The sequence below is a fragment of the Nocardioides segetis genome (assembly GCF_051390595.1).
Taxonomy (GTDB): domain Bacteria; phylum Actinomycetota; class Actinomycetes; order Propionibacteriales; family Nocardioidaceae; genus Nocardioides.
The window spans coordinates 30,765-57,576 of sequence record NZ_JBNINR010000006.1; the positions used below are offsets into that span (position 1 = coordinate 30,765).

The following is a 26,812-nucleotide window of genomic DNA, read 5'->3' on the forward strand; positions in this document are numbered from 1 at the left end:
TACTCGTGATCAGCGGGTGAGCAGGTCGACGTAGGCGTCGACGATCTGCTCGGCCGAGCGCGGACCGCCGAACGTCCACACGCCCGGGGGGAACGCGTGCGAGCGGCCCTCGGCGACGGCCGGGATCTTCTGCCACACGGCGTTCTCGGCGAGGGCGGCGTTGACGTCGCCCTCGGGGTCGACGGTGCCGGTGTAGAAGAAGGTGGCGTCGCCGAGCTCGCTCATCCCCTCGATGTCGGTCTGGCCGAGTCCGTAGGCCTCGTCGACCTCACCGGTCCAGGCGTTGGTGAGGCCGAGGGCCTCGCCGAGCTCACCGATGAGCGAACCCTGCCCGAACGGGCGGATCGAGACGTTGCCGCCCTGGATCCAGCCGTCGAAGTACACGAACTCGGTCGTCTCGACGTCGGCGAGCTTCTCCTTGGCCTCGGCGAGGTGCGCGTCGAAGGCGTCGACCACGACCTCGGCGCGCTCCTCGCGACCGGTGGCCTGGGCGATCAGCTCGAAGGTGTCGATCATGTTCGCGACCGGGTCGGCGGCGTCGGCGCCCTTGGTGGCGAGCACCGGGACGTCGTACTTCGCGAGCTGCTTGAGGATCTCGTCCTCCGCGGTGTAGGCCTCGACGATCACCAGGTCGGGGTTGGTCCCGAACAGGGTCTCCAGGTTGGGCTCGCCGCGGGTGCCGACGTCGGTGACGCCCTCGGGCAGCTTCTCCGCGGTGTCCCAGGTGGTGTAGCCCTCGGCGTCGGCGACCGCGACGGGGGTGAGGCACAGCGTGAGCACGTCCTCGACCTGCTGCCACTCGAGCACGGCCACCCGCTCGGCGGGCTTGTCGAGCTCGACGGTGCGGCCGTAGCTGTCGGTGAGCGTCACCGGGCCGGTCGAGGTCGTGGTCTCGTCGGCCGAGCACTCGGCCGAGTCGTTGGCCTTGGGGGCCGCCTTGTCGTCGGATCCGGTGTCGGTGGTGCCGCAGGCCGCCAGGAGCAGGCCGAGCGGCAGCGCCAGCACCGGCGTCAGGGCAGCGGTCGTCGGTCGGGTCTTCATCGGTTCCTCACTGTCGTTCGGTGGGGTTCGGCGCGCGTCAACTGGAGCGGTGCCGGTGGTGTCTGCCCTGGGCCTCCACCCGCACCGCGCCCGTGTCCGGGTCGACGAAGGCGCGGATGGGCAGTCCGTACACGGCCGAGAGGTGCTCGGCGGTGAGTACGTCGGCGGGCGCGCCGACCGCGCGGACGGCGCCCTGGTGCAGCAGCACGACCTGATCGGCCACGGTGGCGGCATGGTTCAGGTCGTGGAGGACGACGCCGAGCGCCGTCCCGTGCCGGTCCGCGAGGTCGCGGACCAGGTCGAGGGTCTCGACCTGGTAGCGCAGGTCGAGGTGGTTGGTCGGCTCGTCGAGGAGCACGACGGCGGTGTCCTGGGCCAGGCAGGTGGCCAGCCACACCCGCTGGAGTTCGCCGCCGGAGAGCTGGTCGACGGGCCGGTCGGCCATGCCGTCGATGCCGGTGACCTGCATGGCGTGGTCGATCGCGGCCCGGTCGGCGTCAGTCGACCCGGCGAAGCGGCCGCGGTGGGGGTGCCGCCCGAAGGCGACGACGTCGCGGACCTCGAGCCCCGACGGGTGCGGGCGCGACTGGGACAGCAGGGTCACCCGACGGGCGAACTCCTTGGCGCTCAGCGGCGCGGTGTCGTGCTCGTCGAGCGTGACCTGTCCGGACGCGACGGGGTGGAGTCGGGCCAGCGAGCGGAGCACCGTCGACTTGCCGCTGCCGTTGGGCCCGATGAGCGCGGTGACCCGTCCGGGCTCCAGACGCACCGAGACCCCGTGCACCACCGTGGCGCGCTGGTAGCCCAGCACCAGGTCGCGTCCTTCGAGCACCGTCGTCACGCGTCGCAGCCTAGCCTAACTAAGGCGAGCCTTTCCTATGGGCTGGCTCACGCGTGCAGGGATCGCCGGTCGACCGGTTGTTCCGCCAGCCCGCCGCTCAGGACGTCTTGCGGACCGCCCACTCCCGGATCCGGTCGATCCGCTTCTGCAGCTGGTCGGCGTTGGCGACCGCCGCGGCCGGCCCGCCGCACTCCTTGCGCAGCGCGGCGTGGGTGATCCCGTGCGCCTGTCCGGTGCGATGGTGCCAGGACGCGACGAGCGAGTTGAGCTCACGGCGCAGCAGGCCGAGGTGCTCGTGGGTGGTGACCTCGGCGACGGTGTCGGCGTGGCGCTCGTCGGACTCCTGGGCCGGTCGGCGGGTACGACGCCGGTCCGCCTGCCGCTGTTGGAGCAGGGCGCTGACCTGGTCGGGCTCGAGCAGGCCGGGGATGCCGAGGAAGTCCATCTCCTCGTCCGATCCCACGTGCACCTCGCCCTCGTGGCCGAACTGCGCGCCGTCGTACAGCGCGTGGTCGAAGCGCGCCTCCGAGCCGAGTGCCTCGAAGGGCAGCGCCTCGAGCTCGTCGGAGGCGGCGTCACCGGCGTTGGCCTGCGCCAGCAGGTCGTCCTCGGCGGCGAAGATGTCGCCGTCATCGCTGACCCGGCGCTTGAGGACGTGGTCGCGCTGCGCCTCGAGCTCGGCGGCGAAGGTGAGCAGGTTCGGCACCGACGGCAGGAACACCGAGGCGATCTCGCCGCGCTTGCGCGCCCGCACGAAGCGGCCGACGGCCTGGGCGAAGAACAGCGGCGTCGAGGTCGTCGTCGCCCACACCCCGACCGCGAGCCGCGGCACGTCGACGCCCTCGGACACCATCCGGACCGCGACCATCCAGCGGCTGTCGCTCTCGCTGAAGGTCGAGATCTTCTTCGACGACGCCTTCTCGTCGGACAGCACGACGGTCGCGGACTCGCCGCTGATCTGCTTGAGCAGCTTGGCGTACGCGCGGGCGCTGTCCTGGTCGGAGGCGATCACGAGGCCGCCCGCGTCGGGGATGTGGCGGCGCACCTCGGACAGGCGCTTGTCGGCCGCGGCGAGCACCGACGGGATCCACGACCCGTTCGGGTCGAGCGCCGTGCGCAGCGCCTGGGAGGTCATGTCCTTGGTGAGCGGCTCGCCCAAGGAGGCGGCCACCTCGTCGCCGGCCCGGGTCCGCCAGCTCATCTGGCCGGAGTAGGCCAAGAACAGCACCGGCCGCACGACGTGGTCGGACAGCGCGTCGGCGTAGCCGTAGGTGTAGTCGGCCACCGACGTCGGCACGCCGCCCTCGCCGGGCGCGTAGGTGACGAAGGGGATCGGGTTGATGTCGGAGCGGAAGGGCGTGCCCGTCAGCGCGAGGCGGCGCGCGGCCGGCTCGAACGCCTCCCGGACCCCCTCGCCCCAGCTCAGCGAGTCCCCGGCGTGGTGGATCTCGTCGAGGATGACCAGGGTCTTGAAGCGCTCGGTGCGGATCCGCATCGCGAGCGGGTTGACGCCGACGCCGGCGTAGGTGACCGCGACGCCGACGTAGTCGCTGGAGATCTTGCCCGAGCCCGCGGAGTAGGTCGGGTCGATCGGCAGCCCTGCGCGCGCCGCCGCCTCGGCCCACTGCAGCTTGAGGTGCTCGGTGGGCGCGACGATGATCAGCCGGTCGACCACCCGGCGGCCGAGCAACTCGGCGGCGACGGTCAGGGCGAAGGTCGTCTTGCCGGCGCCGGGCGTGGCGACGGTGAGGAAGTCACGCGGGTTGCGGGCGAGGTAGTCGGTGAGCGCGGCGGACTGCCAGGCACGCAGCGACGGCGCCGTGCCCCAGGCTGCCCGCTCCGGCCAGGCCGGACCGAGCGAGGTCATGCGTCGGGACCGGACCCTTCCGGACCCTTGCCGTCGCCCTTGTCGTCGCCGAGGCCCTCCCAGATCTCCTTGCACTCCGGGCAGACGGGGAACTTCTCCGGCGCCCGGCTGGGCACCCACACCTTCCCGCACAGGGCCACCACGGGGGTGCCCATGACCATCGCCTCGGTGAGCTTGTCCTTCTCCACATAGTGGGAGAAACGCTCGTGGTCGCCCTCGTCGGTCGGGACGGTACGGCGGTCCTCGCGGACGTCCGTTTCTGTCGAGAAGCCGATCGTGGTCACACCGGGCAGTCTAGTGGCTGCCGGACACATCGACGTCCTTCGGGAGCCCGAACCACACGAGGACCGCGACGACCACGGTGAGCACACCGCCCACGAGGCCGACCGCGCCGAAGGCGTCGGTGTACGACGCCAGCGCGGCGGACTCGAACGGCGTCCCCAGGGCGCCCGAGACGGACTCGACGGCTGAGTCGTCCGCGCCCGCCGGGAGGCCGTGGCGGTAGACCACCCCGGCGAGGCTGCCGAGCACGGCGATGCCGAGCACCCCGCCGACCTCGTAGGACATCTCCTCGATCGCGGCCGCGGACCCCGCCTGGTGCACCGGCGCCGAGCCCATGATCAGCGCGGAGCCCAGGCCCAGTGCCGCCGTACCGAAGCCGACGAGGAGCAACGCGACGGCGACGCCGGCGTAGGCCAGCGGGCGCGGGAGGACCCACAGCACGAGCAGTCCGGCGGCGAGCACCACGAGCCCCGCGACCACGACGTTGCGGGCGCCGAAGCGGGCGGCGACGGCCGGTGCCAGCGGTGGACCGATCAGCCCGCCGAGCGCCATCGGCAGCAGCGCGACGCCGGCCACCAGCGGGCTCCAGCCCTGCACCAGCTGCAGCCACTGCGAGCCGACGAACAGCAGCGCCATCATCGCGGTGCTGCTCACCAGCGCCGTGGCCACGCCGGAGCGGAAGACCGGATTGCCGAAGAGCCGCACCGCGAGCATCGGGTCGTCCTGGCGCAGGCAGCGCCGCACGAACACGGCCAGCAGCGCGAAGCCCGCGAGCAGGACGAGCACGGTGACGACGTCGAGGTCGCCCTTGCCGAGGTGCTTGACGCCGTAGACGGCCGCGACCATGCCGCCCACCGAGAGGAGGACACCGAGCGCGTCGACCCGACCGGGCCTCGCCGAGCGGCTCTCGGGCAGCAGCAGGACGCCGGCGACGAGCGCGACGACCATCAGCGGCACATTGACCAGGAAGGCGGCGTGCCAGCTGAACGCGCTGAGCAGCGCACCGCCGACGATCGGGCCGATGGCACCGCCGACCGCGGCGGTCGCGGCCCACAGGCCGAGGGCGAAGGCCCGCTCCCGGGCGTCCGGGAAGAGGGCCCGGATGAGCGAGAGCGTGGCCGGCATGATCATCGCGCCACCGATGCCGAGCAGCGCCCGGACGGCGATCACGTCGCCGGGACTGCGGGCGACGAGAGCCGCCAGGGAGGCGAGGGCGAAGATCGCGAAGCCGGTGAGGAGCATGCGACGCCGGCCCCACCGGTCGGCCAGGGCGGCCACGGGGACGAGCAGACCGGCCAGGACCAGCGAGTAGACGTCGACGATCCACAACTGGGCGAGCGCGCCGGCCTGCAGGTCGGCGGTGAGGTCGGGCAGGGCCACGTTGAGGACGGTCATGTCCATCACCACGACGAGCAGGCTGGCCGCGAGCACGGCCAGGCCGCCCCAGCGGCGGCGGTCCTGCGTGGCGCGACCCGACGAGGCGGCGGCGCGCGGAGTGGTGGCGGTCATCGGGCGCCACCTCCCTCGAGGAACGCGGTGCGGACCAGGTCCTGCGCGTCGCGCACCGCGATGTCACCGGCGAGCAGCGCGTCGCGCACGGCCACGAGCAGGCCGAACAGCGAGTGCCCCAGCCAGCGGGCGGGGACGTCGGAGCGCAGCACGCCGGCGGTCTGGGCGGCGGCGTAGAGGGTGACCTCCTCGGCGAACAGCTCGTCGGCGCGCTCCCGCAGGGCGGGGCCGTTGACGACGGTGGGGTCGGTCAGTGCGATGCCGTACTCGTCGGCGTCGACCACGAAGCGCCCGAGCATGTCGTCGAGGCAGGCGCGGATCTGCGCCGGATCGGCGGACGCGACGGCTGCGGCCAGGCCCGCCTCGGCCATGCTCTCGGCCCAGCGGTCGAGCGAGCGGCGGCCGATCTCGTGGAGCAGGTCCTCGCGGCTGGCGAAGTGACGGTGGACGGTCGCGCGGCCGACACCGGCCGCGGCGGCGATCTGCGCCATCGGCGCGGTCGGGTCCGTGGCGAGCAGGCGCTGGGCGGCGGCCAGCACCGTGTCCCGGGTACTCATGATTCCTCCTAGTGAGACTTCAATGTCTCACATGAGACAACCAAGTCTCAAATCGGAGGAGCCTGAGGAACCTCAGTTGAGCTCCGGGTCCTGCGGTCGGGTGGCGTGGAGCGCGAGGTCACCGGGCTGGCGGCGCAGCACCTGACGCCGCAGGTCGCGGGTGTCGCCGCCGAAGACGTCGTCCACCCGGCCCGGCACGACGTACCAGCTGCCCTCCGCGATCTCGGCCTGGAGCTGGCCGGCGCCCCAGCCGGCGTACCCGGCGAAGATCCGCAGCCGGTCGACCGTGCCGTCGACGAGCTCGCGCGGCGTGTCGAGGTCGAGCAGGCCGACCCGGTCCCACACCGGCCGGAAGCCGGCGGCATCCTCCCCACCCGGCGCCGCGAGCGCGACGGCGAGCGCGCCGTCGGTCGCGACCGGGCCGCCCTGGAAGAGCACCTCGGGCTCCTCCACGACCTCGCCCCAGTCGCCCAGCACCTCGGAGACCGGCAGTGCCGTGGGTCGGTTGAGGACCACCCCGAGGGCCCCGTCGTCGTTGACGTCGAGCAGCAGCACGACGGTGTCGACGAAGTGGGGATCGAGCAGCTCCGCCGACGCCAACAGCAGCTGCCCGGCACTCAACTCGCTCGCCATGCCTCCATCATCCCCCGCGCACGCGCATGCGGAGGCGCCGCTCATGCAACCAAGTGTTACAGCACCGTTGTGGGACCGATGAGGCTGATGTGGTGGCTAACGTGCTGTGACACTTGGTCGCAAGTGACTCAGGCGGCGACGACGGCGCGCAGCCGCTCCAGCAGCGAGCCACGCACCTCCGGCTCGGCATAGGCCACGTCCGGCGCGATCACCGGCAGTCCGCGGTGGAGCAGACGGGCCCGCTCCTCGATCTCCGCGCCGATCCGGCCGGCCGCGGCGTCACCGATGCTGGTGCGTCCGGCCATGACCGCCAGCAGGTGGCGCTCCTTGAAGACGGCGGCGGTCATCGCCGACGCCATGGCCTCGTCGATCGGGTGCTCCCGGTAGTGGTCGATGATCATCCGTACGCCGGGCAGCTCGTGGGCGGTGTTGCTCCAGGCGATCGCGACGGCCTCGTCGAGGTCCATCGGCTGATGGGCGAGCATCCGCTCGATCTGGCCGGACAGGCGGGTGTGCCACTTCAGGGTGAGGGCGGCCAGCAGGTCCAGCTCGTCGCGGAAGGCCGCGGACACGCCGTCGACGTCCATGGGCAGCAGGCCGTCGCGGCGGACGGCGGAGGTCGCGATGACGGAGCGGAGGGTCTCGCCCCGGTGGTGAAAGGCCGTCCAGGTCATGGTCAGCACTCCTCGTTCGATCGGCGGTCGTCGGATTCGGGAGCTCCGACATACCGCTGGTACGTACTACGAGTATGGAGCAGACCGCGGGTATGCCCAACGGCGCGACACCGTGATCCCGCCCACCCCGGGCCGTGACCGGTGTCACGCCCGGCCCGAGCCCGCGCCTATGCTGAGTCGGTGGCGAAGGCATCGGTGTCGAAACTCGTCCCCAAGGTCCCCGTGCCCGGCGTTCCGGGCGGATCCCGGCGGGCGTCGTACTCCGCCTCGACCAAGCGGGCCCTCGTCGACGTCGCGGAGCGACTGTTCGCCGAGAAGGGGTACGCCGCCACCTCCCTCGACGCGATCGTCTCCGGTGCCCGGGTCACCAAGGGCGCGCTCTACCACCACTTCTCGGGCAAGCAGGCGCTGTTCGAGTCCGTCTTCGAGCGGGTCGAGCAGCAGGCCGCGAAACGGATCCAGAAGTCGCTGCGCAGCGAGAAGGACCCGTGGCGCAAGGCCACCGAGGGCCTGCGCTCCTTCCTCGACGTCGTCCAGGAGTCGCCGTACCGGCGCATCGTCATCCAGGACGGGCCCGCGGTGCTCGGCTACGAGCGCTACCGCGAGCAGGAGGAGCGCTCGACCTTCGCCAATATCGTCGAGATCGTCCGCGCCACCCTCGACGCCGGCTCCTGGGACCTCGACGAGGACATGCTGCAGACCTTCGCGCGGATCTTCTTCGGCGCGATGTCCTCCGCCGGCGAGTCCGTCGCCATGGCGGCCGACCCCGAGGCCGCCGCCCGCCGGGTCGAGAGCGCGATCGGCTTCCTGCTCGCCGGCGTGCAGAGCCTGGTGGAGCAGGGTGTCGCGATGCCGAGCGCGTTCGGCGGTGGCGACGACCGGGACGCCGAACGCCGGGAGTGAGGCCCGGACGGGGTCAGAAGGCGAAGAACGCGGACTGCAGGTGGACGAGCACCGGCGTGCCGCCGGGCCCCGCGGCCGGCACCCGGACGGAGTCGTCCGCGACACCGACCACGATCACCTCGGCGTTCCCGCACCGGGTGAGCCCGATCGAGCGCACCCCGTCGTCGGGCCGGTCCCCCATCAGCGAACGCTCGAGCGCGTCACGGTCCTGCGCCGCGACCCGCGGGTCGACGAAGCGGGGCGACGACGTCGCCAGGAACGCCGCGCACGCCGCCCGGTGGTCGCGGTGCACGGACGCGACCGCGGCTGCCCTGCCCTCGCCCACCGGCAGCGGCCGGTGCGCGAGCGCCGAGTCGGAGTCGAACGCCGCCACGACACCGCTCGCCAGCGCCACCAGCGCGAGGATCACGACCACGACGATGGTGGCGGGCCGAGCCCTCGGCTCCCCGTAGCGCCTCATGTCATATCTCGTGTCGGCCGTCGTGATCCTCTGTCGAGGAGGACGCTAGACGGATCGACGGCGCGGGTCCGGGCGCCCGCCGGACCCTCCGGGGAGCGGCCCCGATCTCGTCATCCGCGTGACAAGATCACGGCCGCGCGTCCCGGCGGGACGGCGGCTACTGACCGACCGTCACCGAGCCGTCGTTGGCGTCGACCGGCACCAGCTCGATCCAGACCTTGCCGGCCGGGACCTTGAGCTCGGCGCCGTCGGCGGTGGCCAGGCTCAGCGACGAGTCGGCCCTGTCCTTGGACCAGGTGCCCTCGACGACCTGCCCGTTGTGGAACAGCTGGGCGGCGCCGGTGCCCTCGAACTTGCTCTCCGGCACGAAGTTGCCGGCCGGGTCCCTGTAGCCGGCGTCGACGACCTTGACCCGCAGCACGAGCACCGAGCTGGCCTGGAAGTGGTCGCCCTGCGCGGCGTTGGAGTTGGTGTTGACGTAGGTGCCGTTCTCGAAGCGCCAGTTCGTCGTGCGGCTGCCGAAGTGAGCGGAGAGGGTCGGGGCCGGCGTACCGCCCGCGAAGTCCGCCTCGGTGCCCCACGGCAGGTAGTCGGCCGGGCGCGCGGTCTTGCCGTCCTCGGCGGCCTTGGCGACCTTCTTCAGGTCGGTGAAGAGGTTGTAGGGCGCGCGGCGGCCGCTGTTGCGGTAGAAGCCCGGACCGCCCTCGCTGAAGTACTTGATCTTGGCCCGGTCGATGCGCGGCAGCGTCTCGGCGGCGCCGCCGCTGGTCGCGATGACCGCGCCCGCCGGCGACACGATGCCGATGTCGCTGGCCCGCATCGAGCGGACCGGCCCGATGTCGCCGGGCAGCTGGGAGTAGTAGAACGCCGCGAGGCGCGTGATGCCGCCCTCCACCAGCTCCTCGACGACCAGGTCGGCCTTGCCGAGCCCGACCTGCGGCGAGCTGGCCGGCGAGTTGTCGATCTTGGTCACCACGACCGGGCGGTCCAGCTCGACGGACTCGCCCTCCGCGGCCTCGAGCCCGGTCAGCGGCCAGATCTGCGGCACCTCGGGCTCCGGGGTCTCCTGGGAGCTGCTGTCGCCGCCCGACTTCTGGTCGCCGTCGTCCCCACCCCCGCATCCGGCGAGCACGAGGCTCAGCACGACGAGCGAGGCGGGCAGGGCGCTGCGGAGGGTGGAAACACGCACGCGGTCAGTCTGTCCCACGCCGCGTCCCGAGGCTGGAGCCGGGCCCCGCGTGTCGCGGAGGCGACGGACCTGTGACGCGGGCGGGTCGGGACGCGTCGAGACCGGTGACAGAGCATCGACCCAGGAGAGCCATGATCGACCCCGTGCCGGACCCGTTCGAGGAGGTCGCCCGTGCCCGGGCGGCCGAGCTCTACCGCTCGGCCTGGCTGCTGTGCGGGCACCGCGCGGAGGCGGAGGACCTCGTGCAGGAGACGCTGGCGAAGGTCTACGTGCGGATGAGCCGCCGGATCGGGCCGCCGCTGGACAACCCGGCGGCGTACGCGCAGACCGTGCTGACCCGCACCTTCATCAGCTCCCGGCGCCGGCGCAGCAGCACCGAGACGCCGTACGCCGACCTGCCGGGCCCGGACCCGGGCGGGGTGGACCACGCCGAGACGACCGAACTGCGGGTGGCGCTGGTCGACGCGCTGGCCGACCTCGGCCCGGTCGACCGCGCGGTGGTGGTGCTGCGCCATCTGGAGGACCGGTCGGTCGACGAGGTCGCCGACCTCCTCGGCCTGTCTCCAGGGGCGGTGCGCAATCGATGCATGCGCGCACTGGCGCGGATGCGGAAGGAGGTCCTGCGATGAACGAGCACGAGCTCAGCACGGTGCTGGAGCGCGCCGCGGACCGGCTCGACCCCGATGTCACCGCGCTCGTGGCCGGTGCCGCGCAGCGCGGCCGGAGCCGGCTGCGGCGCCGCCGCGCCGTCACGGTCGCGGCGCTCGGCACCACGGCCGTCCTCATCGTCGGCGGCCTCGCCGGTCAGCCCTGGCAGCCCGGCGGCGACGACACCGCTGCGGACCCGGCCACGGCCGCGCCCGGCCCGCTCACCCCCGAGAACCAGCGCACGCTCCCGAGCGACGAGGTCCTCGTGCAGCGCCTGCTCGACCACCTGCCCGACGGCGCGGTCACCGGGGTCACGACCACACCGATGTTCGACGAGCCCGACGTGCCCTACGAGCGGGGCCTGGAGATCAGCCTGCTCCTCGACGGCGCCGCCGTGGAGGTCCGCGTCAGCGACGGGAGCGCCGACCCCGACGCCTGGGCCCGGTCACTCGAGCCCGGCCCGAAGCCCGACGGCTGTGACGCGTCGCTGGTCGACGCGGACCAGCGAACCTGGAACCAGGCGGCGCGCAACGCGGGCGAGAACGCGCCGACCTTCTCCTCGACCGAGGAGGCCCTGACGGTCGGGCTGACCCCCGAGCAGGAGTGCATCTCGTGGGCCAGCAGGGCACGCGAGCAGAAGTGTGCCGCCGACCCGGCCTGCCTGGCCAAGCGCACGGCGTACTCGCCGAAGAGGCGCTGTGGGCCCGAGGGCCGTCAGCTCCCCGACGGGTCCTGGCTGTGGCCGCGCTCCGGCGACGGCGGGGACGGCTCCGACACCAGCGGCTTCACGGGCAACTGGGCCTCGATCTGCACCCCCGACGGCTGGTCGATCGACGTCTCGGCCTTCAACAGCCCCGACGGTGATGCCCGGGGGCACGAGGTGATCGCCGGCGAGCCGCCGCTCAGCCTCGATCAGGTGACCGCGCTGGCGACCGCCGGCTTCTGGTTCGCGTGAGTCGGCTGGGTGAGAGTGACCTCGGGGCCACGCTCACCCACCCGACTCCGGGCACTCAGGTGCCGAGCGAGATGCCGCCGTCGACGTACAGGGTCTGGCCGGTGATGTAGGACGCCTCGTCGCTGGACAGGAAGGTGACCGCGGCGGCGATGTCCGCGGGCGCACCGACCCGCTTGACCGGGTTGGCCTCGGCGTTGAGGCGGCGGAACTCCTCGACGTCCATCTTGAGGCGGGCCGCGGTCGCGTCGGTCATCTCGGTGGCGATGAAGCCGGGCGCGACGGCGTTGACGTTGATGCCGAACGGGCCGAGCTCGATGCCGAGCGTCCGGGTGAAGCCCTGGATGCCCATCTTGGCCGCCGAGTAGTTGGCCTGGCCGCGGTTGCCGAGCGCGGAGATGCTCGAGATGTTCACGACCTTGCCGTACTTCTGCTCCACGAAGTGCTTCTGCGCGGTCTTGGTCATCAAGAAGGCGCCCTTGAGGTGCACGCCCATGACCAGGTCCCAGTCGTCCTCGGTCATCTTGAACAGCAGGTTGTCGCGGGTGATGCCCGCGTTGTTGACGAGGATGTGGATGCCACCGAGCTCGGCGACCACCCGCTCGACGGCGGCCTCGACCGACGCTCCGTCGGAGACGTTGGCCCCGATGCCGACGGCCCGGGCGCCCTCGACCAGCGGCAGCTTCGCGGCTGCCTCGGCCGCGGCGGCCTCGTCGAGGTCGACGATCGCGACCGATGCGCCCTCCTCGGCGTAGCGGGTGGCGGTGCCGAAGCCAATCCCGCGCGCGGCTCCGGTGATGACGGCGACTCGCCCGTCGAAACGACCCATCTGCTTACCTCAGCTCTCTCTGCCCGGGTCTGGGCCCGGGACCGCGTCCGATTCGGCCGCAGCCTACGACGCCAGCGCGGCGCGCAGGCGGGCGGCGTACTGCGCCGACTCGCCCGCGGCGTACTTCGTGCGGGGCCAGAAGAACCCGCGCAGACCGTCGCCCTTGGTGCGCGGCACGACGTGCAGGTGCAGGTGCGGCACCGACTGGCTGACCACGTTGTTCATGGCGACGAAGCTGCCCTGGGCGCCGAGTCCCTCGACGACGGCACTCGCCAGCCGCTGGGCCGCGGCCAGGAAGCCGTCGCGCTGGTCGGCGGGCAGGTCGGGCAGGGTGACGACGTGGCTCCGGGGCACGAGCAGCACATGGCCCTTGAACACCGGACGGCGATCGAGGAACGCGAGCAGTCCGGGCTCGTCGAGGACGACGTCGGCCTCGGCGTCACCGGCGACGATCGCGCAGAAGGCGCAGTCCGTCATCGCGCCTCCTCCCGGCCCAGGCCGTGCAGGAAGGTGCGTACGGCGACGTCGCCGGCCCGGTTGCGCGGCAGGGTGCCGTGGTTGATGGCCTCCGCGGCCGCGTAGCCGATCGAGTAGAGCGCGGAGATGACCCAGTCGGGGCCGGCCGAGGCGTCGATCGCCCCGTCCTCGGCGGCGCGGACGACGACCTCGCGCAGGTCCGCGCTGTCGTCCTGGTCCTCCGCGACGGCGTCGCCGAAGCGCGTGGGGTCGGCATAGAGGTAGATGACCGCGTCGCCGACCTCAACGATGGCCCGGAGCAGCGCCGCGAGCTCCTCCACCGCGGTGGCACAGCCCTGCATCGCCGTGCCCGCGGCCTCAGCGAGCAGCTGCAGCGCGTGCTCGCGGGCCGCCAGCACCAGGCGCTGCCGGTCGGGGAAGTAGCGGTGCAGCGTGCTGCGGCTGACCTGCGCGCCGGTCGCCACGTCACCGAGCGAGGCGTTCCAGTCCCGGCTCCAGACGGTGACGGCGGTGTCGACGATCGCGCGTCGGGTGCGCTCGCGCACCCCCGACAGCGAGGCGCCCGCCTCCGCCGCTCCGGTTCCACTCGTCACGAGGGCGAACGCTACCAAGATGCCTCATGATCGGACCTCTCCGTTGCAAAATCGGACATTGATGTCCCATAATGGGGAGCCGTCGTCGCCCTCCCCAGGAGCAGCCGTGTCCTACGCCGTCCCGACCGTCAAGCCCGATCCGGGCGCCACACCCGACCTGAGCCTTCGCGAGAAGCTCGCGCTGCTCGGGGGCTACATCGGCCCGCACCGCCGCCTCCTCGTCGTCGGCGTGCTGCTCGGGCTGCTCGGCACCGCAGCGGAGCTCGCCACTCCCCTGGTCACCAAGTGGGTGCTGGACGGGCTGGCCGTGGACGCCTCCCTGCGCACACCCGTCACGGTCCTGGGCGTGCTGCTGGTGGCGGGCACCGTCGTCGGCCTGGTCCAGGGCATCATGCTCGGCACCCTGGCCGAGCGGATCATCCTCGCGACGCGCACCGGCATGGTGCGCCACCTCCTCGGGGTCCGGGTCCGCGAGCTCGACAACCGCTCCGAGGGCGAGATGGTCGCCCGGGTCACCTCCGACACCCTGCTCATCCGCGAGGCCGCCACCACCAGCGCCGTGTACGGCGTCAACGGCCTGATCAGCGTCGTCGGCTCACTCGTCCTGATGGCCTATCTCGACGTGAGCCTGCTGGCGGTCACCCTGGCCGTCGTCGTGGCGGTCGCGGTGGCGGCGCTGCTGCTCATGCCGGGCCTGGCCCGTGCCTACCAGGAGTCCCAGGCCGAGGTCGGCGAGATGGGCGGGCGCCTGTCCGGCGTGCTGCGGGCCCTGCGCACCGTCAAGGCCAGCCGGGCCGAGGAGCGGGAGGCGGACCGGATCAGCGAGTTCGCCCGCCGCTCGGCGGTGTCGGCGGTGCGCGCGGTGCGGCTGGAGACGGTGGCCTGGACGATCACGGGCGCCGGCATCAACCTCGCCGTGATGCTGGTCCTGGGGTTCGGCGCCTACCGGGTCGGCGCGGACGCCCTCGAGGTGAGCGCCCTCATCGCCTTCCTGCTCTACCTCTTCGGTCTGACCTGGCCGGTGATGATGCTGACGATGGCGCTCACCGCGCTGCAGTCCGGGCTCGCCGCGGCGGCCCGGATCGACGAGATCACCAGCATGGAGCTGGAGGCGCACGACGAGCTGGCCGCCGCCGATCTCCCCGCGCCGGACAGCGCGACCACCGCGCTGGAGCTGCGCGGGGTCCGGGTCCGCTACGCGCCGGACGCGCCGTGGGCGCTCGACGGCGTCGACATCGTCATCCCCCGCCGCGGCCACACCGCGATCGTCGGCCCGTCCGGCGCCGGCAAGACCACCGTCTTGTCCGTCCTGCTCCGCTTCCTCGATCCCGACGCCGGAGCGGTGCTCCTCGACGGCGTGCCCTACGACCGGTGGCCGCTGGGCGAGCTGCGCCGACGGATCGCCTACGTCGAGCAGGACACCCCGCTCGTTCCCGGCACCCTGCGCGAGAACCTCGGCTACGCCGACCCCGAGGCGCCCGAGCCGGAGCTGTGGCGCGCCCTGGAGGTCGTGCGGATGGCCGGCCGGGTACGCGCGCTGCCCGAGGGCCTGGACACCGAGATCGGACCCACCACACTCTCCGGCGGCGAGCGTCAGCGCGTGGCTCTGGCCCGGGCCCTGGTCGCCGACCCCGAGCTGCTCCTGCTCGACGAGGTGACCGCCCAGCTGGACGGGATCACCGAGGCCGCCGTCGCCGAGGGCATCCGGCGCCAGGCCGCGCGCGGCGCGGTGGTCACCATCGCGCACCGGCTCTCCACCGTGCTGGACGCCGACCAGATCGTCGTCCTCGAGGCCGGCCGGGTGCGCTCCGTCGGCAGCCACGCCGAGCTGCTGCGCAGCGACACCCTCTACGCCGAGCTGGTGACCGCGCTGCGGATCGCCGCCGAGGAGCCGGTGTAGGCCGCGGCCGGCGGGTCAGGCCGCGCCCTCCTGCGCGGCCCACGCGTCGCGGGTCGCGACGGCGATGTCCGGGTGGTCGGAGAACAGCGCGTCGACGCCCGCGTCGAGGAACGCGTCGATCTCGCCGGCCAGGTCGCCGGGCGCGTCGGGGTCGCTGCCGATGCGGTGGTCGGTCGGGAGGAACTGGTTCTCCAGGCGCATCGTCCAGGTGACGACCCTGAGCCCCGCCGCGTGCGCGTCCGGCACGAGCGCGCTCGGCGCGGCCAGGGCGCCGGACGCGTCACGCGGGACGACCAGGTTCTTGGTCGGCGCCACCCACTCGGCGTACTCCGCGATGTCGGCCAGGCCCGCGGGCGTGACCAGGTCGGCGTAGGTGGTCGTGGAGCCCGCCGCCCGCAGGTCGTACGGCGCTCCGCTGCCGTCGACGAGCTGCGCGAGCGGGACCCGGGTCATGGTGTCGAGCTGGCGCAGGTTGCCGGTCTCGAAGGACTGGATGACGACCTTCGCGTTCGCCCTGTCGAGGCCGTTGCGGCGCAGCGTCCGCACGAGCGGCTCCTCCAGCGAGAGACCGATGGAGTCGAAGTACGTCGGGTGCTTGGTCTCCGGCGCGATGCCGATGGTGCGTCCGCTGCGCCCGGACTCCCGCTTGACCAGCTGGATCACCTCCTCGAGCGTCGGCACCTCGAACCGGCCGTCGTAGCCGGTGTTCCCGGGTCGGACCCGCGGCAGCCGCTCCTTGGCGCGCAGGGTCTTGAGCTCGGCGAGCGTGAAGTCCTCGGTGAACCAGCCGGTGACGGCGACCCCGTCGATCGTCTTGGTGGTACGCCGCCCCGCGAACTCCGCGCGCTGCGCGACGTCGGTCGTGCCGCCGATCTCGTTCTCGTGGCGGGCGACGAGGACGCCGTCCTTGGTCGACACCAGGTCGGGCTCGACGTAGTCGGCCCCCATCCGGATCGCGAGCCGGTACGCCGCGAGGGTGTGCTCGGGCCGGTAGCCGGAGGCGCCGCGGTGCGCGATCACGATCGGCTCGCCGGAGGGGTGGCGTTCGGCACCGGCTCCGTGCCCGCGGTCGCGGTCCACGCCGGGCCCCGCGTGGGCGGGGACGGCGGCCACGCCGAGGGCGAGGGCGGTGGAGGTGGCGGTCAGCAGCGCGCGCCGCAGCGCGGGGCTCTTCCGAGAGGTCATGGCCGCCAGCCGACCAGGCGCAGGTGGCTCCGCGGAGAGGTCGGGGTGAACGTCTGTGGGCGAGCAGGAGGATGCCGCCGAGGAGCAGCGGGACCACCCCCACCGGCCGGCGAGGTGGCGATGACCACAGGAGCCACCCTCCCTTCGGGGGTAGGTCCGCTGGTGGGCCGACCGGGACAATGGGGTGGTGGCGTACTGGCACCGGACCGCACCGCACACCTTCGCCCCCACCGAGCACGTGGGTGGCGCCTGGGACCGCGCGACGCAGCACATCGCGCCCGCCCTGGGCGTCCTCGCGCACGAGGTCGAACGCGACCGCGACGCGCGCCGCTCCGACGGGCTCGTCGTGAGCCGGCTCTCCTACGACATCCTCGGCACGGTGCCGATCGAGCCGATCGACGTCACGGTCGAGGTGCTCCGCCCGGGCCGCACCATCGAGCTGGTGCAGGCCACGGCGTCGTACGCCGGACGGGCGGTGGTGCTGTTGCGCGCCTGGCTGGCCGAGCCCTACGACACCGCTCCCCTGGCCGGCACCGACCTGCCGTCGATCCCGGCGGCCGACGAGATGGAGCCGTGGGACATGGCGGGCCTGTGGCCCGGCGGGTTCATCGCCTCGATCGAGGTCCGCCGCAAGGAGCTGGGTCCCGGCCGCTCGATGGTCTGGGTCCGGACGCCGCACCCGCTCGTCGCCGACGAGCCGATCAGCCGCCTCGCCGCCGTTGCCGGGCTCATCGACGTGACCAACGGGATCGCGGTGCGGACCGATCCGGCCGAGGTCGCCTTCCCGAACCTCGACCTGACGGCGCACTTCCTGCGTGTGCCCGCCGACGGCTGGCTCGGCCTCGACACCACGCAGTCGTACGGCCCCGGGGGCATCGGCGTCACCAGCTCGAAGATGCACGACGCGGACGGTCCGCTCGGCACCATCGCCCAGACCCTCACCGTGCGCCCGTAGGTTGGGGGCATGCGCGTCGCCGTCGTCGGAGGTCACGGACAGATCGCCCGCCTGCTGCATCCGCTGCTGGTGGCGGCCGGGCACCGACCGGTGGCGCTGGTGCGCCGCGAGGAGCAGCGACCGCCGCTCGAGGCGGCGGGCGCCGAGGTCCGGCTGCTCGACATCGAGAACGACGACGTCCCGGCCTTCGCACGCGCCTTCGAGGGCTGCGACGCCGTCGTGTTCAGCGCCGGCGGCGGCCCCGACGGGAACGCCCGGCGCAAGCGGACGGTCGACCTCGAGGGCTCCCTCAAGTCGGCCGCGGCCGCGCCGGTCGCCGGGATCAGCCGGTTCGTCCAGATCTCCGCGATCGACGTCGACCGCCCGGTCGCGCCGGACGCGGGCGAGGTGTGGGCGGCGTACGTCGCCGCGAAGCGCGATGCCGACGCCGCCCTGCGGGCCGGCTCGCTGGACTGGACGATCCTGCGTCCCGGCCGGCTCACCGACGACCCCGCGACCGGCCGCGTCGCGCTCGGCCCGGACGTCGCGCGCGGGGACGTGACCCGCGCCGACGTCGCCGCGGTGGTGGCCGCGGTGCTCGACCGGCCCGAGACCACCGGGCACCAGTGGAACCTCGTCGGCGGCGAGCTCCCCGTCCCCGCGGCGATCGCCCGGGCGCTGGGCGCCTGACCCAGCCGGCCCTCGGGATTATCCGGTGGGCCTGCGTGGTTGAGGACCGGTAGACTGAGGTCGACACAACTCAAGAGGGGCTGATCGGTTTCGACTTGGGACGTTTGTTCCAGGGGAAGCGGGTCGAGAAGCCAGCGTCATCTCGTAAACGATCGCTGGAAACCAATAACTGCCAACGCTAAGCGCAGTTCCTTCGCTCTCGCTGCCTGAGCAGTGATCGAAGCGTCTGACCGGGCATCCGTCTCCGTCCCGGATCCAGGCGTCATCTAGGAGACTCGCTGCGTCGCTCTCGCCGGGAGGGTGGCGCGGGACTCAAACCCGGCTGGGCCTGTCGGCGACGTGTCAGTGCGAGCGCCGGGGCCGAGCAACACGCCAGCACTGACTGCACCCGGAGAAGACCTGGCTCGGCGCTCGAGGACCGGGGTTCGATTCCCCGCAGCTCCACGCACGACCACGGCCGACGTGGCCCGCGCAGCGCGCGGACCACGTCGGCCTCGTCAGTCCGGGCCGGCCCGTCAGTCCAGGAAGCCGGCCAGCCAGTCCGCCACCACGGGGATGTCGATGCGCTGGTAGCCGTCGAGGTAGCGGCAGTTGTCCGTGTAGCCGTAGGAGGTCACCCCGACGACCGCGTCGCCGAGCCACAGCGAGCCGCCCGAGTCGCCGAAGCAGGTGCCGCCGGTGCCGAACGGGTCCTTCTCGTTGCCGTTGGTCTGGATGATCTGCGGCGTGATCTTCTGCCCCGGCATGTCGACGTAGCGCCGGATGATCGGGTAGCTCATCGGGGTGGGCTTCTGCGGGCCGGTCTCGGCCTGGCGCACCTCGGTGCCGTAGCCGACGGCCCGGAAGATCGTCCGGCGCGGCTGCCGGATCGCGTCGGACGTCCCGACCGGCGCGAGCGGAGCGGGCTCGATGGTCGTGACCGGCTCGTCGAGGACGATCACCCCGACGTCGTTCCAGTTCGACAGGTCGGTGAAGTCGCTGTACTCCGGGTGGGTGTACGCCGTGCCGGACAGGTAGCCCGCGTCGGCGAGCTCCTGCGCGGTGTACCCGGCCGCCGGGTCCGCGGCCACCGGCAGCGGCGACGGCGGCGCCTCGGCGACCACGCTCGCGAAGGTCACCAGGGTCTTGCCCAGCGTCCCGGAGGTGCAGTGGGCGGCGGTGACCAGGACGGTCGGGCTGACCAGCGTCGCCGAGCAGCGGAACCGGCCCTCGGCGTCGTAGAACGCGATCAGGCCGACGTTCGGATGGGTGTCGCCGTCGACGGTGCCGCCGGTGCTGGCGGCCACGGGCGCGGCGGGTAGGACGAGTCCGAGGCCGGCCAGGGTGGCGACGACCAGGGTCAGGAGACGAGCACGCATGTTGATTCCCCCCCTTGGGTGAGCTCGGCCCCCAGTCCAGCACTGCCCGGGCCGCAAGGGAAGAGACCGCGGGTCACGAACCGACGGCGTCCTCGCCGAGCAGCCGGGCGGCGTTGTGCCAGCACACGTCCCGCAGCCAGTCGTCGCCGAGGTCCAGGCGGGCCAGGCCCTCGAGCTGCGTGACGTACGCGTACGGGATCGTCGGGAAGTCCGAGCCGAGCAGCACCTTAGCCTGCAGGTCCCGCAGCCGCGGCAGCAGGCGGGCCGGGTAGGCGGCCGCCTGGTCGAAGAAGTCCGTGAACACCATCGTGGTGTCGAGATGGACGTTCGGGTAGCGCTCGGCGAGCACGAGGAAGTCCTCGTACTCCGGCGCCCCCATGTGGGCGATGAGCAGGCGCAGGCGCGGGTGGCGGCGCAGCAGCCGGGCCACGGAGTCCGGGCCGGTGAACGCGTTGCCGACCGGGCCGGAGCCGGCGTGCACGGTCACCGGCGTCCCGGCGTCCTCGAGGAGGCCCCAGACCGGGTCGAGGGCGGGGTCGTCGGCCACGAACTCGCCCACCTGCAGGTGGATCTTGAAGATCCGGACCCCGGCGGCGACCAGCTCGGCGACGTACCGCTCGGCCTCGGGCTCGGGATAGAAGGTGGCCGACCACAGCAGCTCGGGCTCGGTCGTGGCGAACTCCCGCGACCAGTCGTTGAGATAGGCGGCGACGCCGGGCTTGTGGGCGTAGGGATGCGTGGGGAACCGGCGCACGCCGAAGGCGCGCAGCTGGCCGATCCGCTCGTCCATCGGGCCGCGGTAGCGGATCGGCCAGGGCCGGCCGATCTTCGGGCCAGCGGAGTCGAACACCGCCCACACGGCCCGCTCGATGTTGGGCGGCAGGAAGTGGGTGTGGAGGTCGAGGAGGCCCGGCAGGCCCAGCGTCTCCCAGAACGCGCGGACCTCGGGCGCCTCGTCAGTCACGCATGCCCTTGAGCCGACGACCGACGGCCTCCTGCTTCTCGCGGTCGGCGGTGCGCTCGGCGATGGCCTGACGCTTGTCCCACGACTTCTTGCCCTTGGCGAGCCCGATCTCGATCTTGGCGCGGCCCTTGACGAAGTACAGCGCCAGCGGGACCACGGTGTGGCCCTTCTCGCTGACCTTCCGCTCGATCTTGTCGATCTCGACGCGGTTGAGGAGCAGCTTGCGCTTGCGCCGGGCGGCGTGGTTGGTCCACGTCCCCTGGGCGTACTCCGGGATGTGCACGCCGTGCAGCCAGGCCTCGCCGCGCTCGATGTCGACGAACCCGTCGACGAGGCTGGCCCGGCCCATCCGCAGGGACTTCACCTCGGTGCCCTGCAGCACCAGGCCGGCCTCGAAGGTGTCCTCGATGTGGTAGTCGTGGCGCGCCTTCTTGTTGGACGCGACGAGCGTGCGCCCGCTCGCGTCCTCCTTCTTCGCACCCGACTTCCCCGACGACTTGGCCATACGGCGATTCTCTCAGGGACGGCAACCGGTTTGACGACGGGCGTCGCTCCACGCCCGACCCGGCCGCCCGAGCAGGGCTCAGCGGGAGGGCTCAGAGGTAGGGCATCGGGTCGACGGGGTCGCCGTTGCGCAGCACGATGAAGTGCAGGTGGCACCCGGTGGACCAGCCGGTCGATCCGGAGTAGCCGACGACCTGCCCGCGCGAGACCGTCGCGCCCTTGCTCACGGCGTACCTGGTCAGGTGGTTGTAGACCAGGACGATGTCGGCGCCGTTGACCTTGCCGATCGCGAGGTAGAGCCGGTTGCCGTACACCTCGTCGTAGTAGGTGTCGATCACGGTGCCGGTCTCGCCGGCACGCAGCGCGGCGCCGCAGCCGGTGCCGAAGTCGGTGCCGTTGTGCAGGCCCCAGTAACCGTAGATCGGGTGGATCCGATAGCCGTACGGCGAGGTGACCGGGCCGGGGCCGGGGCGGGCGAGCAGACCGGCCGTGTCGCCGTCGTAGCTGCCGCCCTGCTTCTTGGCGAGCTCGATGATCTTCTGCCGGATCCGCGCCTCGCGCTTCTCCAGGCGGCGCAGCGCGGCACGGTCCGCCTCGCGGGCCGCGACGATCTCCTCCCGCGCGCCCTTGGTCTGGACGACAAGCCCCGCGATCTCGGCCTCGGCGGCCGCGGCCTGGTCGACCAGGCCGCTGACGGTGGCCACGTTGTCGTCCGCGGCCTGCTTGGCGTCGGCGACCTGGTCGCGGGCGGCGCGGACCTCGGTGCGCTGCTGCGCCATGGCGTCCTCGGCCGCCTCGAGCCGGACGAGGGCGTCGTTCTGGCGGCCGACGACGAGCTCGTTCGCGGTCTGCCCCATCAGCACGTCCTCGATCGTGCCGGCGTCGGCGTACGCCGCCAGGAGGGCCAGCCGCGCGTCGCCCTGCTGCGCGATCCCGATGAGCGTCTCCCGGCTGGCGACCCGCTGGACGGCGACGTCGGCCCGGGCCTGCGTCAGGGCCGCCTTCGCCTCGGTCAACCGCCCCTGCGCCTCGGTGAGCTGGGTCGCGAGCGTCGCTGCCGCGGCCTCGGCGGCCGCGAGGTCGGCGCGCACCGACGTGAGCCGGGTGCGGGCCGCGCCGAGCCGGGCCTCGGCCTTCTCCAGCCGCTTGGCCAGCGTGGCGACCTGCTGGCTGGCCTCGTGGATGCTGCCCTTGACGCTGGCGATCTCGCCCTTGACGGCGTTCTGCTTGTCCTTGAGGTCGTCGCCGTCGTCGGCGTGGGCCAGCGGGACGGCCAGGCCGGCCACGGCGATGACGACGGCGACGGCGGTCACCAGCCATTGGGGGTGGGCCCACACGGGCAGGCGGTCGCGCAGGTCGGACAGGGTACGGCGCAGCCACGGGGCGCTGGGGAAGAAGCGCACGGTAAGACCAATCGGTGTTCGGGGAAGTGTTGCCCGGTGGGCTCGCCGACGCTCGCTCACCGAACCCCTCGACCGTATCGGCCGGCGATCAGACTTTGACGTATTTGCGGGTCAGCAGGAGTGTCGGGATCAGCGTGAGCGCGGGGCCGAGGATCACGATGCCGGGCGGGAAGAGGCCGACCAGGGCCTGGGTGTAGTCGCCCCAGTCGACCCACGGCAGGAACTGGACGTGGTCGGAGAGCGCCTTCTCCACGCCCCAGTACTGGAACGCCGCGAGCAGCCCCGCGGCCAGCGCGACGCCCACGACGGCGGCGACGAGGGCCTCCAGGAGGAAGGGCAGCGCGATGTAGAGCGTGGACGCTCCGACCAGCCGCATGATCGCGATCTCGCGCCGTCGGGCGAGCGCCGCCAGCCGGATCGTGTTGGTCACCTGCAGCAACGCAGCGAACAGCAGGAAGCCGGCGCCGATCCACGAGCCGTACTTGAGCACCGTCATGATGCCGAAGATCTGGCCGAGCGCCTTGCGCTGGTCCTTGATCACCGACACGCCGTCGAGACCCTCGAGCGCGCTGATGATGCCGTCGGCGCGTTCGGGCGTCTTGAGCGTCACCCAGTAGGCCGCCGGCCACCGCTCGACGGTGACGACCGGGTCGGGCCCCTCGAAGGCGGCCTGCGTGTTGTTGCGCTTGGCCTGCTCGTACGCCCGCTCGTAGCCCTCCTCCTTGGACTGGTAGGAGGACGAGGCGACCTCGTCGCTGTCGGCGATCTCCTTCTCGATGCGCTGCTGCTGGTCGGCCGTGACCTCGCCGCTGGCGCAGTTCGGGCTGTGGGAGGGGTCCTCGTCGGTGCACAGGTTGACGAGGATCTTCAGCTCGTCGCCCAGGCTGTCGCGGGCGACGGTGGCCTCGCGCTGGACGAGGATGCCGATGCCGGCGAGGGACAGCGACACGAAGAGGGTGAGGATGACCGCGAGGTGCATCGACAGGTTGCGCCGCAGGCCGGTGCGGAGCTCAGTGAAGACGTAGCGCAGCTGCATGGAAGGGAAGCTCTCCTGGATCAGTGCTGGAAGCCGTAGCTGCCGGACGCCTCGTCGCGCACGACCTTGCCGTGGTCGAGTTCGATCACCCGCTTGGTGAACTGGTCGACGATGCCGTGGTCGTGGGTGGCCATCACGACCGTCGTACCGGTCTGGTTGATGTCGCCCAGGAGGTTCATGATCCCGGCGGACGTGGCGGGGTCGAGGTTGCCCGTGGGCTCGTCGGCGATGAGGATCATCGGGCGGTTGACGAACGCGCGGGCGATGGCCACCCGCTGCTGCTCGCCACCGGACAGCTCGTCGGGCATCCGGTCGCCCTTGTCCTTGAGGCCGACCAGCTCGAGCGTCTCGGGGACGACCTTGCCGATCTCGCGGCGGGACTTGCCGATCACCTGCTGGGCGAAGGCGACGTTCTCCGCGACGGTCTTGTTGGGCAGCAGCCGGAAGTCCTGGAACACGGTGCCGATCTGGCGCCGCAGCCGCGGCACCTTCCACCCCGCCATCCGGTTGATCTCCTTGCCGGCGACGTGGACGCGCCCCGTGGTCGGCCGCAGCTCGCGCAGGACCAGCCGCAGGGCGGTCGACTTGCCCGAGCCCGAGGTGCCGACGAGATAGACGAACTCGCCCTTGTCGATGTCGAGGGTGACCTGGTCGAGCGCCGGCCGACCGGGGCCCGGATAGCGCTTGGTGACCTTCTCGAAGCGAATCACTGACCTGACGGTACGCGACGGCCGAAGGCGACCGGCGGACCCGTCCCCGGTGGGTCGCGCGGGCGTCGGGCACGTCACGTCTCCGGCGCCAGACACGGCGTCGGTAGGGTGACGACCGTGCCGACGGTCCTGCGTGCGCTGCTCCTCTCAGCGCTGCTCACGCTCGTTCCCGTCGCCGTCGGCGTGGCCCGCTCCGGGGACGAGACGCTGTCGCGCGATCCCGCCGCCTACCAGGGCACCGCGCTGGCCGACTTCGACACCACGAAGGCGGTCGTCCAGCGGGTGCCGTTCTGCGACCTGGTGCCGCAGGAGGCCGTCGAGGAGGCCCTCGGCGGCGAGGCGACGCTCACCGCCTACGGCAACGGCGAGCGGTCCGACGCCTTCCCCGGCGGCGACGTGCCCCACGAGTACGGCTGCCGCTTCTCCCCCGCCGACGCCGCCGATCCCGCCGATCCCGCCGATGCCACCGATCCCGCAGACACGGGCGCGACCGGCGAGGCGCGGGGATGGGTGTTCGCCCCGCCGGTGACGCCGGACGCGGCCCGTCGGATGACCGAGACCCCCCTAGCCGCGACCTGCACCGCGCTGCCCGCGGCCCCGGCGTACGGCGCCCCGTCCACGGCGGTGCTGTGCCCCGGCGACGGGGTGCAGCGGGTCACCTTCCAGGGCCTGTTCGGCGACGCCTGGCTCGCCTGCAGCCTGACCCTCGCCGCCGACGTGCCCCAGGACGAGGCCGTCGACCGGGCCGGCCGCTGGTGCGTCGCCGTCGCGCAGGCCGCGTCCGTCCCGCTCACCTGATCGGTCGGATCCACCGGGACCATGGTCCCGACGTGACCGGGACGCGCTCAGGACGGCGCGGCCGGCGCCGATCGGCCGTTCATGCAGCATCTCCTGCGCGCGGCGACCGGCCTCGCCGGTCTGGCCCTCGCGCTCGGGGCGCTCGCCCTCCCCGCGGCCGCCGCCGAGACCGACCCGGGCGTCGCGGGCCTGAGCGCCGCGGAGCAGCGACTGCTCGCCGAGGACCCGGCCATCGACGTCGCGGCGGACGGCACGCTGTTCGCCGTCGACGAGTGGCACCCGCCCGCCGAGGCGGAGGCGGCGGCCGCCGGCGAGCCCCACGGCGACGACGTCGCCGCGGCCGCTGCACTCGCGGACACGGCGAGCACCGACGCCTTCGCGTTGCACAGCCGTCCCGGCGCCGCGCGCACGATCTACCTGGACTTCGACGGCGGCGGGCTGCTCGGCTCCAACTCCTGGCTCCAGCAGGGGCTCACCGATCTGGTCTTCGACGCCTGGTCGATGGACGGCTCGCCGCTCTTCTCCGACGACGAGCGGGCCGTCGTGCGCGAGGTCTGGACCCGGGTCGCCGAGGACTTCGCCCCCTGGGAGGTCGACGTCACCACCCAGGAGCCGCCGCTCGGTGCCCTGTGGCGCGGCTCGAGCAGCGACCCGACGTACGGCGCGCGCGTGGCCTTCACCAACGACAGCACGGTCCAGGCCCAGCTGTGCCGGGGCGAGTGCGGTGGCATCGCCTGGATCGGCACCTTCGACGCGGTCACGGCGGGCGAGACCCGCAGTCCCGCCTGGGTGTTCCCGGACGCGCTGGGCCACCGGGCGAAGAACATGGCGGAGGCCGCCTCGCACGAGGCCGGGCACACCCTGGGCCTGTCCCACGACGGCTCCGGGAGCAGCGGGTACTACGGCGGCACGACGCTGTGGGGTCCCCTGATGGGCAGCCCGTACTCCTCGGCGATCACCCAGTGGTCGAAGGGCGACTACCCGGGGGCGAACAACCACCAGGACGACCTGGCGGTGATGCGCGCTCACGGCCTGCCGCCGCGCACCGACGAGGCGGGCAGCACGCCCGCGAGCGCCGCGGCGCTGGCGACGCTGCCCGACGGCCGTGGGGTGATCTCGAGCCCCGCCGACAGCGACTGGTACACGCTGACCGAGTGCGTCGGCACGCTGACCGCGACCGCCACCCCGGTGGCGCCGGGCCCCAACCTCGACGTGGTCCTCGAGCTGCGCGACGCCGCCGGCGGCCTGATGGCCGCGCACGCGCCGGCGACCACCCGTACGCGCACCGGGACCCTCGTCGGGATGGGCGCCTCCCTCGCGCTCCCCCTGACCGGCGGCCCCTACTACCTGAGCGTCTCGGGCGGAGGGTCCGGCACCGGCGGCGCGGGCGGTTGGGACAGCGAGGGCTACGACGACTACGGCAGCATCGGGAGCTACCACCTGCTGATGGCCGGCTGCGCGGGCGGAGCCGGTGTGCCCGTGCCGCCGCCGACCGAGATCGCGCTCGACCCGGCGGGCCCCTCGGGTCCGGGGAACGGCACCGGGTCGACCGGCGCACCGACCTCGCGTCCGGGGACCCCGGGCGCGCCCGCGGTCCGCAAGGGCTCCCGCGGCGGCCGCCCGAGCATCGGCGTGGCGTGGACCCCGCCGGCCGCCGGCGGCGGCACCATCACGGGCTATGTGATCAAGGCGTTCCGGGTGGACGCCCGCGGCCGGGTGGTCGCCCGCCGCACGTCCGCGGTGCTCCCCGGCACCCTCACCGGCACCGAGCTCGTCGTGCCGCGCAAGGGCCGCTGGTCGGTGCGGATCAAGGCGCGCAACGACCTCGGCTGGGGCCGCTTCAGCCCGCGCTCGGCGGCGGCGAAGGCGCGCTGA

At 72.9% G+C, this 26,812-nt stretch carries 28 protein-coding genes and 1 other RNA gene; 9 read left to right on the forward strand and 20 right to left on the reverse strand.

The genetic code is table 11. The features are described 5' to 3' along the window. Nucleotides 1-9: 9 nt before the first annotated feature. The 8 genes from ACPZVR_RS12755 to ACPZVR_RS12790 all read right to left on the reverse strand — a co-directional run bounded on the left by ACPZVR_RS12755 (nucleotide 10) and on the right by ACPZVR_RS12790 (nucleotide 7,404). Nucleotides 10-1,041, reverse strand: coding sequence for an iron-siderophore ABC transporter substrate-binding protein (locus ACPZVR_RS12755; RefSeq protein ID WP_436699968.1), 1,032 nt, complete (start codon nucleotides 1,039-1,041; stop codon nucleotides 10-12). A 37-nt stretch (nucleotides 1,042-1,078) separates the two neighbouring features. Next, complete coding sequence (locus ACPZVR_RS12760; RefSeq protein ID WP_436699969.1) at nucleotides 1,079-1,882, reverse strand: ABC transporter ATP-binding protein; 804 nt, start codon at nucleotides 1,880-1,882, stop codon at nucleotides 1,079-1,081. 97 nt (nucleotides 1,883-1,979) lie between these two features. Continuing rightward, a complete protein-coding gene (locus ACPZVR_RS12765) occupies nucleotides 1,980-3,749 on the reverse strand; it encodes a DEAD/DEAH box helicase (RefSeq protein ID WP_436699970.1) in 1,770 nt (589 codons plus the stop codon). Beyond that, nucleotides 3,746-4,033, reverse strand: coding sequence for a DUF3039 domain-containing protein (locus ACPZVR_RS12770; RefSeq protein WP_436699971.1), 288 nt, complete (start codon nucleotides 4,031-4,033; stop codon nucleotides 3,746-3,748). Before ACPZVR_RS12770 ends, ACPZVR_RS12765 begins: the two co-directional genes overlap by 4 nt. A gap of 10 nt (nucleotides 4,034-4,043) precedes the next feature. Beyond that, on the reverse strand, nucleotides 4,044-5,540 hold the full coding sequence (locus ACPZVR_RS12775; RefSeq protein WP_436699972.1) for an MFS transporter: 1,497 nt from the start codon (nucleotides 5,538-5,540) through the stop codon (nucleotides 4,044-4,046). Further along, nucleotides 5,537-6,097, reverse strand: coding sequence for a TetR/AcrR family transcriptional regulator (locus tag ACPZVR_RS12780; RefSeq protein WP_436699973.1), 561 nt, complete (start codon nucleotides 6,095-6,097; stop codon nucleotides 5,537-5,539). The genes ACPZVR_RS12775 and ACPZVR_RS12780 overlap by 4 nt, the downstream gene beginning before the upstream one ends. A gap of 72 nt (nucleotides 6,098-6,169) precedes the next feature. Further along, entirely contained in the window at nucleotides 6,170-6,730 is a 561-nt protein-coding gene (locus ACPZVR_RS12785) for a YqgE/AlgH family protein (protein WP_436699974.1), read from the reverse strand. A 128-nt stretch (nucleotides 6,731-6,858) separates the two neighbouring features. Next, complete coding sequence (locus ACPZVR_RS12790) at nucleotides 6,859-7,404, reverse strand: hypothetical protein (RefSeq protein WP_436699975.1); 546 nt, start codon at nucleotides 7,402-7,404, stop codon at nucleotides 6,859-6,861. 180 nt (nucleotides 7,405-7,584) lie between these two features. On the opposite strand from ACPZVR_RS12790, the gene ACPZVR_RS12795 reads away from it, so the two are divergent. Further along, nucleotides 7,585-8,307: a TetR/AcrR family transcriptional regulator gene (locus ACPZVR_RS12795; protein WP_436699976.1), complete on the forward strand. Its 723-nt coding sequence runs from the start codon at nucleotides 7,585-7,587 to the stop codon at nucleotides 8,305-8,307. A 13-nt stretch (nucleotides 8,308-8,320) separates the two neighbouring features. On the opposite strand, the gene ACPZVR_RS12800 is transcribed toward ACPZVR_RS12795, so the two are convergent. Beyond that, nucleotides 8,321-8,767 (reverse strand): hypothetical protein, encoded by a 447-nt coding sequence (locus tag ACPZVR_RS12800; RefSeq protein WP_436699977.1) that lies wholly within the window; start codon nucleotides 8,765-8,767, stop codon nucleotides 8,321-8,323. 157 nt (nucleotides 8,768-8,924) lie between these two features. Then, on the reverse strand, nucleotides 8,925-9,956 hold the full coding sequence (locus ACPZVR_RS12805) for a DUF3048 domain-containing protein (RefSeq protein WP_436699978.1): 1,032 nt from the start codon (nucleotides 9,954-9,956) through the stop codon (nucleotides 8,925-8,927). Between the two features lie 131 nt (nucleotides 9,957-10,087). Here ACPZVR_RS12805 and ACPZVR_RS12810 point away from each other — a divergent pair, with 131 nt between their 5' ends. Together ACPZVR_RS12810 and ACPZVR_RS12815 are read left to right on the forward strand one after the other, a co-directional pair. Next, nucleotides 10,088-10,585 carry a SigE family RNA polymerase sigma factor gene (locus ACPZVR_RS12810; protein ID WP_436699980.1) on the forward strand — a complete coding sequence of 166 codons (498 nt, stop codon included), beginning with the start codon at nucleotides 10,088-10,090 and terminating at the stop codon, nucleotides 10,583-10,585. Beyond that, nucleotides 10,582-11,559, forward strand: a complete 978-nt coding sequence (locus tag ACPZVR_RS12815) for a hypothetical protein (protein ID WP_436699981.1) — start codon at nucleotides 10,582-10,584, stop codon at nucleotides 11,557-11,559. Before ACPZVR_RS12810 ends, ACPZVR_RS12815 begins: the two co-directional genes overlap by 4 nt. A gap of 55 nt (nucleotides 11,560-11,614) precedes the next feature. On the opposite strand, the gene ACPZVR_RS12820 is transcribed toward ACPZVR_RS12815, so the two are convergent. The 3 genes from ACPZVR_RS12820 to ACPZVR_RS12830 all read right to left on the reverse strand — a co-directional run bounded on the left by ACPZVR_RS12820 (nucleotide 11,615) and on the right by ACPZVR_RS12830 (nucleotide 13,455). Next, a complete protein-coding gene (locus tag ACPZVR_RS12820) occupies nucleotides 11,615-12,385 on the reverse strand; it encodes an SDR family NAD(P)-dependent oxidoreductase (protein ID WP_436699982.1) in 771 nt (256 codons plus the stop codon). Between the two features lie 63 nt (nucleotides 12,386-12,448). Beyond that, nucleotides 12,449-12,862 carry an HIT family protein gene (locus ACPZVR_RS12825; RefSeq protein WP_436699984.1) on the reverse strand — a complete coding sequence of 138 codons (414 nt, stop codon included), beginning with the start codon at nucleotides 12,860-12,862 and terminating at the stop codon, nucleotides 12,449-12,451. Next, nucleotides 12,859-13,455 carry a TetR/AcrR family transcriptional regulator gene (locus ACPZVR_RS12830; RefSeq protein ID WP_436699985.1) on the reverse strand — a complete coding sequence of 199 codons (597 nt, stop codon included), beginning with the start codon at nucleotides 13,453-13,455 and terminating at the stop codon, nucleotides 12,859-12,861. Before ACPZVR_RS12830 ends, ACPZVR_RS12825 begins: the two co-directional genes overlap by 4 nt. Before the next feature lie 106 nt (nucleotides 13,456-13,561). Here ACPZVR_RS12830 and ACPZVR_RS12835 point away from each other — a divergent pair, with 106 nt between their 5' ends. After that, a complete protein-coding gene (locus tag ACPZVR_RS12835; protein WP_436699986.1) occupies nucleotides 13,562-15,355 on the forward strand; it encodes an ABC transporter ATP-binding protein in 1,794 nt (597 codons plus the stop codon). Between the two features lie 15 nt (nucleotides 15,356-15,370). Here ACPZVR_RS12835 and ACPZVR_RS12840 read toward each other — a convergent pair whose 3' ends face one another. Further along, complete coding sequence (locus tag ACPZVR_RS12840; RefSeq protein ID WP_436699987.1) at nucleotides 15,371-16,540, reverse strand: glycerophosphodiester phosphodiesterase; 1,170 nt, start codon at nucleotides 16,538-16,540, stop codon at nucleotides 15,371-15,373. 187 nt (nucleotides 16,541-16,727) lie between these two features. Here ACPZVR_RS12840 and ACPZVR_RS12845 point away from each other — a divergent pair, with 187 nt between their 5' ends. From ACPZVR_RS12845 to ssrA, 3 genes are all read left to right on the forward strand, one after another. Continuing rightward, nucleotides 16,728-17,495: a thioesterase family protein gene (locus ACPZVR_RS12845; protein WP_436699988.1), complete on the forward strand. Its 768-nt coding sequence runs from the start codon at nucleotides 16,728-16,730 to the stop codon at nucleotides 17,493-17,495. 9 nt (nucleotides 17,496-17,504) lie between these two features. Next, a complete protein-coding gene (locus ACPZVR_RS12850) occupies nucleotides 17,505-18,164 on the forward strand; it encodes an SDR family oxidoreductase (protein WP_436699989.1) in 660 nt (219 codons plus the stop codon). Between the two features lie 76 nt (nucleotides 18,165-18,240). Beyond that, nucleotides 18,241-18,611, forward strand: a transfer-messenger RNA (tmRNA) gene (gene ssrA, locus ACPZVR_RS12855). 68 nt (nucleotides 18,612-18,679) lie between these two features. On the opposite strand, the gene ACPZVR_RS12860 is transcribed toward ssrA, so the two are convergent. The 6 genes from ACPZVR_RS12860 to ftsE all read right to left on the reverse strand — a co-directional run bounded on the left by ACPZVR_RS12860 (nucleotide 18,680) and on the right by ftsE (nucleotide 24,139). Beyond that, on the reverse strand, nucleotides 18,680-19,522 hold the full coding sequence (locus tag ACPZVR_RS12860) for a trypsin-like serine protease (RefSeq protein WP_436699991.1): 843 nt from the start codon (nucleotides 19,520-19,522) through the stop codon (nucleotides 18,680-18,682). Nucleotides 19,523-19,595: 73 nt separating this feature from the next. After that, nucleotides 19,596-20,486 (reverse strand): amidohydrolase family protein, encoded by an 891-nt coding sequence (locus tag ACPZVR_RS12865; RefSeq protein WP_436699992.1) that lies wholly within the window; start codon nucleotides 20,484-20,486, stop codon nucleotides 19,596-19,598. After that, nucleotides 20,479-20,991 (reverse strand): SsrA-binding protein SmpB, encoded by a 513-nt coding sequence (smpB, locus tag ACPZVR_RS12870; RefSeq protein WP_436699993.1) that lies wholly within the window; start codon nucleotides 20,989-20,991, stop codon nucleotides 20,479-20,481. The genes ACPZVR_RS12865 and smpB overlap by 8 nt, the downstream gene beginning before the upstream one ends. A 91-nt stretch (nucleotides 20,992-21,082) precedes the next feature. Further along, nucleotides 21,083-22,393 (reverse strand): peptidoglycan DD-metalloendopeptidase family protein, encoded by a 1,311-nt coding sequence (locus ACPZVR_RS12875; protein WP_436699994.1) that lies wholly within the window; start codon nucleotides 22,391-22,393, stop codon nucleotides 21,083-21,085. An 88-nt stretch (nucleotides 22,394-22,481) separates the two neighbouring features. Further along, entirely contained in the window at nucleotides 22,482-23,429 is a 948-nt protein-coding gene (gene ftsX / locus ACPZVR_RS12880; RefSeq protein ID WP_436699995.1) for a permease-like cell division protein FtsX, read from the reverse strand. Nucleotides 23,430-23,449: 20 nt separating this feature from the next. Further along, on the reverse strand, nucleotides 23,450-24,139 hold the full coding sequence (gene ftsE, locus ACPZVR_RS12885) for a cell division ATP-binding protein FtsE (protein WP_436699996.1): 690 nt from the start codon (nucleotides 24,137-24,139) through the stop codon (nucleotides 23,450-23,452). Nucleotides 24,140-24,256: 117 nt separating this feature from the next. Between ftsE and ACPZVR_RS12890 the strand changes: the two genes are divergently transcribed. Both ACPZVR_RS12890 and ACPZVR_RS12895 read left to right on the forward strand, forming a co-directional pair. Further along, entirely contained in the window at nucleotides 24,257-24,937 is a 681-nt protein-coding gene (locus ACPZVR_RS12890) for a hypothetical protein (protein WP_436699997.1), read from the forward strand. 81 nt (nucleotides 24,938-25,018) lie between these two features. Further along, the gene (locus ACPZVR_RS12895; protein WP_436699998.1) at nucleotides 25,019-26,812 is read left to right on the forward strand and encodes a fibronectin type III domain-containing protein; all 1,794 of its coding nucleotides are present in this window, start codon (nucleotides 25,019-25,021) and stop codon (nucleotides 26,810-26,812) included.

Bases quoted from the DNA above. Each gene is read 5' to 3' on its own strand.
- ACPZVR_RS12755 (WP_436699968.1), bottom strand. From the start codon at position 1,041: ATGAAGACCCGACCGACGACCGCTGCCCTGACGCCGGTGCTGGCGCTG.
- ACPZVR_RS12765 (WP_436699970.1), bottom strand. From the start codon at position 3,749: ATGACCTCGCTCGGTCCGGCCTGGCCGGAGCGGGCAGCCTGGGGCACG.
- ACPZVR_RS12775 (WP_436699972.1), bottom strand. From the start codon at position 5,540: ATGACCGCCACCACTCCGCGCGCCGCCGCCTCGTCGGGTCGCGCCACG.
- ACPZVR_RS12780 (WP_436699973.1), bottom strand. From the start codon at position 6,097: ATGAGTACCCGGGACACGGTGCTGGCCGCCGCCCAGCGCCTGCTCGCC.
- ACPZVR_RS12785 (WP_436699974.1), bottom strand. From the start codon at position 6,730: ATGGCGAGCGAGTTGAGTGCCGGGCAGCTGCTGTTGGCGTCGGCGGAG.
- ACPZVR_RS12790 (WP_436699975.1), bottom strand. From the start codon at position 7,404: ATGACCTGGACGGCCTTTCACCACCGGGGCGAGACCCTCCGCTCCGTC.
- ACPZVR_RS12800 (WP_436699977.1), bottom strand. From the start codon at position 8,767: ATGAGGCGCTACGGGGAGCCGAGGGCTCGGCCCGCCACCATCGTCGTG.
- ACPZVR_RS12810 (WP_436699980.1), top strand. From the start codon at position 10,088: ATGATCGACCCCGTGCCGGACCCGTTCGAGGAGGTCGCCCGTGCCCGG.
- ACPZVR_RS12815 (WP_436699981.1), top strand. From the start codon at position 10,582: ATGAACGAGCACGAGCTCAGCACGGTGCTGGAGCGCGCCGCGGACCGG.
- ACPZVR_RS12820 (WP_436699982.1), bottom strand. From the start codon at position 12,385: ATGGGTCGTTTCGACGGGCGAGTCGCCGTCATCACCGGAGCCGCGCGC.
- ACPZVR_RS12825 (WP_436699984.1), bottom strand. From the start codon at position 12,862: ATGACGGACTGCGCCTTCTGCGCGATCGTCGCCGGTGACGCCGAGGCC.
- ACPZVR_RS12840 (WP_436699987.1), bottom strand. From the start codon at position 16,540: ATGACCTCTCGGAAGAGCCCCGCGCTGCGGCGCGCGCTGCTGACCGCC.
- ACPZVR_RS12850 (WP_436699989.1), top strand. From the start codon at position 17,505: ATGCGCGTCGCCGTCGTCGGAGGTCACGGACAGATCGCCCGCCTGCTG.
- ACPZVR_RS12860 (WP_436699991.1), bottom strand. From the start codon at position 19,522: ATGCGTGCTCGTCTCCTGACCCTGGTCGTCGCCACCCTGGCCGGCCTC.
- smpB (WP_436699993.1), bottom strand. From the start codon at position 20,991: ATGGCCAAGTCGTCGGGGAAGTCGGGTGCGAAGAAGGAGGACGCGAGC.
- ftsX (WP_436699995.1), bottom strand. From the start codon at position 23,429: ATGCAGCTGCGCTACGTCTTCACTGAGCTCCGCACCGGCCTGCGGCGC.
- ACPZVR_RS12895 (WP_436699998.1), top strand. From the start codon at position 25,019: ATGCAGCATCTCCTGCGCGCGGCGACCGGCCTCGCCGGTCTGGCCCTC.